This window comes from Winogradskyella sp., from assembly GCF_965656915.1.
Taxonomy (GTDB): Bacteria; Bacteroidota; Bacteroidia; order Flavobacteriales; family Flavobacteriaceae; genus Winogradskyella.
The window spans coordinates 1-9,722 of record NZ_CBFHMI010000079.1 but is presented as its reverse complement, the minus strand read 5'-3'; the positions used below and the strand labels follow the sequence as shown (position 1 = coordinate 9,722).

6 protein-coding genes are annotated in these 9,722 nt (G+C 32.1%); 3 read left to right on the top strand and 3 right to left on the bottom strand.

The features are described from left to right. Window positions 1-2,163, bottom strand: a 2,163-nt coding sequence (locus ACTG3Y_RS12715; protein ID WP_439153298.1) for a glutamine synthetase III family protein, incomplete at its 3' end; no start/stop codon positions are given. A gap of 174 nt (window positions 2,164-2,337) precedes the next feature. Between ACTG3Y_RS12715 and ACTG3Y_RS12710 the strand changes: the two genes are divergently transcribed. Continuing rightward, window positions 2,338-3,354, top strand: coding sequence for a glutamine synthetase beta-grasp domain-containing protein (locus tag ACTG3Y_RS12710; RefSeq protein WP_439153297.1), 1,017 nt, complete (start codon window positions 2,338-2,340; stop codon window positions 3,352-3,354). 52 nt (window positions 3,355-3,406) lie between these two features. Here the strand turns inward: ACTG3Y_RS12710 and ACTG3Y_RS12705 are convergent, their stop codons facing one another. Beyond that, window positions 3,407-4,357, bottom strand: a complete 951-nt coding sequence (locus ACTG3Y_RS12705; RefSeq protein ID WP_439153296.1) for a calcium/sodium antiporter — start codon at window positions 4,355-4,357, stop codon at window positions 3,407-3,409. A gap of 164 nt (window positions 4,358-4,521) precedes the next feature. Here ACTG3Y_RS12705 and ACTG3Y_RS12700 point away from each other — a divergent pair, with 164 nt between their 5' ends. Together ACTG3Y_RS12700 and ACTG3Y_RS12695 are read left to right on the top strand one after the other, a co-directional pair. Continuing rightward, window positions 4,522-4,881 carry a BlaI/MecI/CopY family transcriptional regulator gene (locus ACTG3Y_RS12700; RefSeq protein WP_439153295.1) on the top strand — a complete coding sequence of 120 codons (360 nt, stop codon included), beginning with the start codon at window positions 4,522-4,524 and terminating at the stop codon, window positions 4,879-4,881. A 2-nt stretch (window positions 4,882-4,883) separates the two neighbouring features. Next, window positions 4,884-7,022 carry a M56 family metallopeptidase gene (locus ACTG3Y_RS12695; RefSeq protein ID WP_439153294.1) on the top strand — a complete coding sequence of 713 codons (2,139 nt, stop codon included), beginning with the start codon at window positions 4,884-4,886 and terminating at the stop codon, window positions 7,020-7,022. A gap of 69 nt (window positions 7,023-7,091) precedes the next feature. On the opposite strand, the gene ACTG3Y_RS12690 is transcribed toward ACTG3Y_RS12695, so the two are convergent. Continuing rightward, window positions 7,092-9,062: an endonuclease gene (locus ACTG3Y_RS12690; RefSeq protein WP_439153293.1), complete on the bottom strand. Its 1,971-nt coding sequence runs from the start codon at window positions 9,060-9,062 to the stop codon at window positions 7,092-7,094. Between the last annotated feature and the right edge of the window lie 660 nt (window positions 9,063-9,722).

The following is a 9,722-nucleotide window of genomic DNA, read 5'->3' as shown; positions in this document are numbered from 1 at the left end:
ATACTTTGTCATTGGCCATAGTTCATCATCAATCATCAACTCTAGCTTGTCACAATGATACCTAATATCTTCAAATAATGGTTTAACTTTATTGCAATAGCCTTTAGCTTTCACCTCTATATCAGACAATTTATTTAGTGATTTACGTTGGTTAGTCATTTTAGTAACTAATGAATTTATAGCTTCTATATGTCCTGAAATTTCTTCTATCAGTTTTAACTGTTCCTTAGCTAATCCTTTAAACTTATCACCATATATCGTTTTTAATCCTGTTACGTTTTCTATGAGAATATTTTGATAACGCACAGCTGTTGGAACAATATGATTACGAGCTATATCACCAAGAACACGACTCTCTATTTGAATATGAAGGATATATTCATCCATTTCAATTTCGTATCGTGCTTTAGATTCTGTTTCATTCATTACAGCTAATTGTTCAAAAAGTTCAATTGCTTCTTTTGAAACTTTAACTTCTAGGGCTTCTGGTGTAGTTTTGTTATTACTTAAGCCTCTTTTTTTGGCTTCTTTCTCCCATGCCTCACTGTAGCCATTACCTTCAAAGAGTATGTTTTTTGAAGTTTTAATATACTCTCTGAGAACATTAAATATGGCGTCGTCTTTTTTCATTGACTTCTCGCCAATTAAAACATCCACTTCTTTTTTAAAATCAGTTAATTGCTTTGCTACAATCGTATTTAAAACAGTCATAGGGTTCGCGCAATTTGCCGTAGAACCTACTGCCCTAAACTCAAATTTATTGCCCGTAAAAGCAAAAGGAGACGTCCTGTTTCTATCTGTATTATCTAATAATATCTCAGGTATTTTTCCTACGACATTTAGTTTTAAGTCCGTTTTTTCTTTAGGTGACAATTTTCCTTTAGTAACCGTTTCGAGTTCCTCTAAAACTTTAGTTAACTGTGCTCCAATAAATACAGAAATAATGGCAGGTGGTGCTTCATTTGCTCCCAACCTGTGATCATTACTTGCCGAAGCTATTGCTGCCCTAAGTAACTCTTCATGTACTTGTACCGCTTTAATTGTATTTATAAAAAAGGTTAAAAACTGAAGATTGCTCATAGGAGTTTTACCAGGTGACAATAAATTTACTCCAGTATCTGTGCTTAAACTCCAATTATTATGCTTACCAGATCCATTGACACCTGCAAATGGTTTTTCATGCAATAATACTTTGAAACTATGTCGTCGAGCAACTTTTTGCATCACATCCATTAATAAAGAATTATGATCTACTGCTAAGTTTGCTTCTTCATATATTGGAGCAAGCTCAAACTGATTTGGAGCAACTTCGTTATGTCTGGTTTTAACAGGAATTCCTAAGAGAATACATTCATTTTCCAAATCACGCATGTATGCCATTGCCCTGTTAGGTATTGTTCCAAAGTAATGATCATCTAACTGTTGTCCTTTAGCAGGTGAATGTCCTAATAATGTTCTACCTGTTAATACAATATCTGGTCTTGATGATGCCAAAGCATTATCAATTAGAAAATATTCTTGCTCCCATCCTAAGGAGGCATTTACTTTTTTAACATTTTTATCAAAATATTTACATACATCAACAGCCGCATTGTCAACGGCTTGAAGTGCTCTTAGTAATGGTGTTTTATAATCCAAGGCTTCGCCAGTATAAGCCACAAATACTGTTGGAATACATAGTGTTGTACCATATATAAATGCAGGCGATGTAGGGTCCCAAGCTGTATATCCTCTAGCTTCAAACGTATTTCTTATACCGCCATGCGGAAAACTGGAAGCGTCTGGTTCTTGCTGAACCAGTTGATCTCCACCAAATTTTTCTATTGCTAAACCATTACCAATCGTTTCAAAAAATGCATCGTGCTTTTCTGCAGTGGCACCTGTTAATGGTTGAAACCAATGGGTATAATGCGTTGCACCTTTTGAAATAGCCCACTCTTTCATACCATTTGAAATATGATCAGCTACTAAACGATCAATACGTTTTCCTTTTTCAATGGCCTGCATAACTGATACCATTGCAGTCTTGGTAAGATATTGTCTCATGGCTGCCTCATTAAAGACATTAGATCCAAAAAGTTCTGATCTACGTTTATAGTTTGCAACCTTCAATGGTTTTCTTTTTAATGAATTTTTAAGGGCATTAAATCTCAATGTTGACATATTATTAAAATTTGAGGTTAAAAGTACTAATATTTTAATTTTGAAATCACTTACCCTATAAAAAATAGGGTTATCAACAAATATTAATAACATTTTATCTAAAAGACCCTATTTTTTTTGACCAATTGAAAAAAAACATAATATTTGCAAAGTCAATTTCTTAATTAAATAAATATGAGTAAATCGAAATTAGAGTATATATGGCTTGATGGTTACAAGCCAACTCAAAACATGAGAAGTAAAACTAAGGTTGAAGATGATTTTAGTGGAAAGTTAGAAGATTGCCCTATTTGGTCATTTGATGGTTCATCAACAAGACAAGCAACGGGAGATTCTTCTGATTGTTTATTAAAACCAGTGGCTATTTATCCAGATCCAGACAGAAAAGATGGATACTTAGTAATGACTGAAGTACTGAATGCGGATGGAACACCACATGGGTCTAACGGAAGAGCAACGATTGATGATGATGATAATGATTTCTGGTTTGGTTTTGAGCAGGAATACTTTATTATGGATAGACAAACACAAATGCCACTTGGATTTCCATTAGGTGGATATCCTGCCCCTCAAGGGATGTATTATTGCTCAGTTGGTGGAAGAAATACTCATGGTAGAAATATCGTTGAAGAACATGCTGATCTATGTATTGCTGCTGGACTTAATTTTGAAGGTATTAATCAAGAAGTAGCTTGTGGGCAATGGGAGTTTCAATTGTTTGCAAAGGGAGCAAAGAAAGCAGGTGATGAAATCTGGGCTGCTCGTTACCTATTAGATCGTTTAACGGAGAAATACGGTTATTATATAGAATATCACCCAAAGCCATTAGGAAAGGATATGGACTGGAACGGTTCTGGTATGCATGCTAACTTCTCAAACACAACATTAAGAACTTGCGGTAGTCAGGAGGTTTACGAAAAAATATGTGAAGCTTTCAGACCTGTAGTTAAAGAACATATTAAGGTTTATGGAGAGTTTAATGACCAACGTTTAACTGGTGATCATGAAACAGCATCAATAAATGACTTTAGCTATGGTATATCAGATAGAGGAGCTTCTATACGAATTCCAATAATTACTGTAGAAAAAGGATGGAAAGGTTGGTTAGAAGACCGTCGTCCTGCATCTAATGCAGATCCTTATAAGGTCGCCGGAAGAATTGTAAAGACAGTAAAAGGTGCTGATATTTAAACCTTAAACTTTTAAATACATTTAAAAAAAGTCTGTGTAATGCAGGCTTTTTTTATTTTAAAGCTAAAAAAATAAATACAATATAGGATCCAAATAGTAATAACCCTTTTAATCGACCAATTTCAAATCTCTTTGGAATAAGCATAAGTGGAATTAAAATTGCAGCAAACGCTATCATCCAAAAAATATTGGTAGATAGTATTTCTGGTGTTTCAGGGTTAACAACTATAGGTTTCACAATGGCTGTTAAACCCAATACAGAAGCTATGTTAAATATATTTGATCCTATTAAATTTCCTAAAGAAATTGCTTTCTCTCTTTTTAGAGCCGCAATTACAGAAGCCGCCAATTCGGGCACACTAGTTCCTATTGCAATAACAGTTACCGATATAGCATAATCACTAATACCAACTGCCTTAGCCAATTGTTTAGCGCCTTCAACTAACCAATCGGAGCCAAAATATAATCCTGCAGAACCAATTAGTAACCAAGCAATAATTTTAAAATTAGATACTTCTGAAAGTGCATCATCAACTTCGTCTAGATTAGCCTTTATAGTTTTTCTCGAACTTCTAATTAAGATAACTAAAAATAAGATTAATGACACAAACAGAATCAATCCTTCTAATGAAGATAACACCATATCATTTTTTAGAAAAAAATATAAGATAAATGATGCCAACATCATCATTGGCCAATTCAATTTATAAAAATCTTTATCTACAGCTAAAGGTGTTATTATAGCCGTAATACCTAAAACTAATCCAATATTTGCAATATTAGAGCCTATTACGTTACCAAGTGATATATCTGAAACGCCATCTAAAGCAGCTTGTAAACTAACTAAAAGTTCTGGAGCTGAAGTAGCAAATGATACTACAGTCATACCTATAACCAGCTTAGATATTTTTAGCTTAAAAGATAGACCAACTGACGCTCTTACCAAAAAATCACCACCAACTACCAACAAGGCTAAACCAGCAATAACAAGAAATACACTCATTTATTAAATAGAATATTTAAATCTAAAATTATTTTCTCGCGAAGATAACATTTCCTTTTTACAGATTCGTAAAACTAAATTTTTCGTTAATTAACTATTTTTCTAGTTATATAACTATAAAAATAGTTATATTTGAAATATTGAATAATATACCATATAGATACATGCAAAAATTAACCAATAAAGAGGAAGAAATAATGCACATCTTATGGAAGCTAGAAAAAGCTTTTGTAAAAGATGTTTTGTCAGAAATACAAACCGATCAACCTCATTACAATACACTGTCTACTATAATTAGAAATTTAGAAGATAAGGGCTATGTAGCACATAACGCCTACGGAAAAACACACCAGTACTACCCTATTATATCCAAAGAAGACTATAAAAAAAGATATATGACCAAAGCGATTGAAAGTTACTTTAATTGCTCCTATAAAAATGTAGTGTCCTTTTTTGCCAAGGAGGAGAAAATCAGCGTTGACGAATTGAAAGAAATTATTGCTTTAATTGAAAAGACTAAGTAATTATGGAGTATTTATTAAAAGCATCAATCGTTTTAGCTATATTCTATTTATGCTATTACTTTTTTTTAAGGAAAGAAACTTTTTTTACTCATAATCGTTGGTTTCTATTAACTGGGCTATTTGTAGCATTAATTTTTCCATTGGTTGTTATTCCTATTCAAATTACTGTTGAAGATCAAACAATTCCTCAACAGCTTTATACTTATGCGGAACCTACTTCTACTAAGACTGAACAACAAATAGAATGGTTTAACTGGCATAACTTCTTTTTCACAATTTATATAATTGGTCTTATTGTATTTTTAGTTCAGTTTCTAATCCAATTTGGTTCATTAATCTGGCTTCTATTAACTAATCCTAAAAATAAAGACGGTATCTATACTTATGTTATAGTAAAAAATAGAATTTCGCCTTTTTCATTTTTTAAGTGGATTGTTTATAATCCTCAATCATTCGATAAAAATGAGCTACAATTAATGCTCACTCATGAAAAAGTACATGCCAATCAATTACACTCCGTGGATATTTTATTAACCCAACTGGCTTGTTCTGTGTTTTGGTTCAATCCATTTATTTGGTTGTATAGAAAAAATGTGAAACAAAACTTAGAATATATTGCAGATTTTCAAACTCAATTTAAATCTTCTCAAACTAAAGAATATCAGCATTTACTTTTAAAGGCAAGTATTGCAGATCAGCAAATTTCATTATCAAATAATTTTTATAATTCATTAATCAAAGAACGAATCATTATGTTACAAAAATCAAGATCAAAACGTAAAAAACAGTGGAGATACTTATTAATGCTACCAATATTAGCTGGTTTATTAATGAGTATGAATACCGAAACAATCTATGTGGCTTCAGAAGATTATATGGTAAAACAAACTAATGTAGCAACAAGTACTGACTTGAAACATATTGAAATAGTCTTCACTAATTCTATGTCGGACGAGCAATTAGAAAGCATAAAACAAGAATTGGAAGCCAATGGTGTTACAATGACTATTGACCGTTTAAGTCGAAATAACAAAGGTCTTATTAGTGATATTAAAATTGAATTTAGCACTGCAAATGGCTCTGCTAATTATAAGGCTAATGAAGAAGATGGTATAAAATCATTTTACTTTAAGCTAAATGATGATGGTAGTTTTGGCGTTGGACCTTTCAATAAAGACGAAACAGTTATTGTGGAAGAAATCCAGAGAGAACACTCAAAAGAGAACAGCAGACCAAGTGTTTTAATTTTTAAAGAAGAAGATGAAGATAAAGTTGTAGAAATTAGAGGAGATAGCACAGGCAGATATAAAGTAAACAGAAAAGCTGGAAACACCTTTATTTTTAAAGAAAAAGACAAATCAGATAATTTACATAAAGACCATGACACAGTCCATATCGTAACAGGTTACAAGAATAAATCTAAAAATGACTCTACATATGTCATAGGTTATAAAATAGATAGTACTGAGGTCCTTAAAACATTTAAAATTAAAACTGATAATTACTTTGAAGATGATAATAATGCGGACATAATTATCCATGACAAAAACGTTAGTTTGTTCTCGCCCAAAACTAATTCAGCTAATAATAGTTTTTTAGGCAATGACGGAGATAAACCTCTTATTATTGTTAATGGAGAGCGAATGAGTTATGACCTTATCAAACGACTAAATCCAAATCAGATAGATAGCATGACTGTCTTAAAAGGTGATGATGCCGTTAACACCTATGGTAAAGAAGCTAATGATGGTGTTATTATTATAAAATTAAAAGATCTAAAAAACTCAACCATTCAAACTAAAACCAATACGGATGGCCCATGGAAAATTACCACAGAGGTATCGGGTTACACCTATGTTTATGATGATGATAAATCTAAAAGTGCGACGTTTGGTATAGTGACTAAAACTTCATCTGATAAAACGTTAGAGGATAATAAAAAGAACTTAGAACAACTAGGTATTACAGTTAAATACTCTAAATTAAAACGAAATAAATTAGGTTTAATAACGAGCATTAAAATAACTTTAAAAAATGATCAGGGCGATCAAAGCAGTGCGACTTACAAGGATAACGACGGAATAGCAAAGGTGGAATACGGTGTTATTGGTAACAAATTAGTCGTTCGGTCAATAAACTAGTTTTTGTATTCAATAATAAAAAAGCCAAACTAAATTTAGTTTGGCTTTTTTTTTACTTTTCTAGCGCTTTTAATCCACAACTATTTTTCTAATGATCGATTTATTAGTGCTAGTCAATTTCAAAATATACAGTCCAGAAGATAAGTCAATGTTAATATAGTTTTCTACTTTTAAATACTGCTTCATTAGTCTACCGTCAATAGAATAAACATCGCATTTTACATCTGCATTCAAGCCAGAAATATATACTCTTCCCTTTGTAGGATTAGGATAAACCTTTATTTCTGATTCTAAATTTTCATCTATACTAAGTGGGTTAGACCAGGCTTCACCTACATTATTTCCCCAAATATATTCTACTAATAATGGCATATCAATAAAGGGATTTCTATTCTTCTGCCAGTTATAAACAACATTGTTTCTGTTCATCTCAAAATCATCAGGCGGATCGTTTCTATGCCAATCTAATAAGGTCGCTAAATCACCTAGTTCGCCAGTAGCAGGAAATTCTAAAACAGGAAACCCATTCACTATCTGCAAGCCGTTATACCTAATCTCCATATATAAAACGCTACGAGCAACATCGCCTTTAAAACTTCCTAAAGTTCCGTTTGGTCCAATATATTCACCATAATGCTTATTTCCACGCGAACTATTTTCAGCAGCATCCGCTGCTCTTAAAGCATGTGCATCTGAATTTCCATGACGTAGCGAATCTGCCTTAGTTGTCCAAAACACATCTATGCCATCTGCAATTTTATCCTCTTCAATATCATTAAAACCACCTCTAGATCTTGGAAATGTATGCTCTCTGTTCCATTTACCTGTATTATTAGAACCCGTTTGCAAATCTAATTTTGCACGACCTTCTTCAGAATAAACTAACCAAACCTGATTACTGTTTTCAGGGTTTTGGTCCGCATCGTATAAAATATCTATAACATCGGTATAAGTTTGTGCTCTTACTAATGACGGATCTGCAATAATATCTTGCAGTGCCTGTCTCAATTGCATATCAGCTAGTCCTTCTAAAGTATCATAATAATCATTAGGCTGAGTACTCGCAACCATCCCAAACGTTGGTGTTGTTGGTTTTCCCCATGGAGCCATGGTAAAATCATTATCTACAATTCTAACCTCAACAAAATTGTTGGCTGGTACAATAGGTTCAACTAAATCTAAAAATTGAACTTGCAAGACCTCATCACCTTCATCTGCGCCATCATCTATTATAGTTATTGTAGTGCTTGTGGTATTACTGCCATTAGGAATCGTTAAATTAATATTACCTGTAAAATCAGCGGCATTAAATCCCATATTATCTAGACTAATTGTGAAATCTAAATTTGAACTAACTGCAATCTCGGAAGTAAATGTAATATCAAATACAGAAGGCTCATCGTATTGTGTTTGAGCAACTGAAATCGCTATTGGGTTTATTGTAACCCCGGAACCATCATTCTCCCTCCTTGGAGTTGGTGTGGCCGCAGAATACGTTTCAACATCCATATTATCTACAAAACGTTGTATTGATCTTGGATTAGCATCGGTACCATTATCATTATACTGAATAGTTTCACCTAATAAAGATAAGAGCATTGTATCCTCAGAATCGTTTGTTCCATATACTAAAGCATCTATTAAATCCGTTTGTGTTGCTAATGTACCTTCTGGAAAATCATTGACTGAAGCCTGATAAATCCCAACAGCGTCAGCACCATTCTGAATGATATTTTGAGATACTACTATTTGAGGAAAAGGTGATACTCCTGTACTTCCTATGACTAATAAGCTATTATTGTCTGTTTGGTAACCATTAAGATCAATAACCATATAGCTTGAATCGCCTCCACTATCAGAACCATTAAAAAAGACCAATATATAACCGTCAGTTGAAAAATTAGGATTTTCAGATTTTAACTCTATAAACTCTTTTGTATCTGTACTTGGAGAATCTGCATCTAGTTCATTTATCACCAATACTTGTGACCAGCTAACAAATGACAGAAATAATATAAATAGAAGTACAATTTTTTTCATTACGTGTGTTTTTTTACAAAGATAACTTTAAAAATGACCTTTCAGATTTATATTTAAATTCTCTAAATTAATTACAAAAACATATGCTTTTATTCTATGATATATGTCATGTTTTAAATACCCATTAAAGATAGAAATGCTAAAAACTGTCGTTTCAATGACGAAATGCCTCTACGTTTCTAAAAACACAAATAAAAAACCCCTTGAAAAGTTACATATTGAAGTAACAAATGAATTATAAAGTTATTTTTATTAATGTATTTATAGACGAGTCACAATATTTTATAATCATTTTGATTTATTTACTTATATTTTTAAATGCAAACACGTCGATTTTTATGAAATCATTTGGAGAGATATTTACAAAGCATATATATTGAAAACTCAATCAACAAAACAAAGTAAATTATTAACCTCTAAATCCAAAAAATTATGATGACATTAGCAAAACTAATTATTGATATTATTTTCTCAATAGTTTAATTTCAATCAATCAAAAAACAACCAATCAAAAAATGTAAAACTTAGTTCTAGAATAAGTTTTACTATTTTTACTAAAGATTTAGCATTTTAAAAATGAAAAACAAAATCTTTAGGGCTTTAGCAAATATCAATAAAGCCATATTACCATCTTACACTAAAAAGCAATTAGACCTAAGT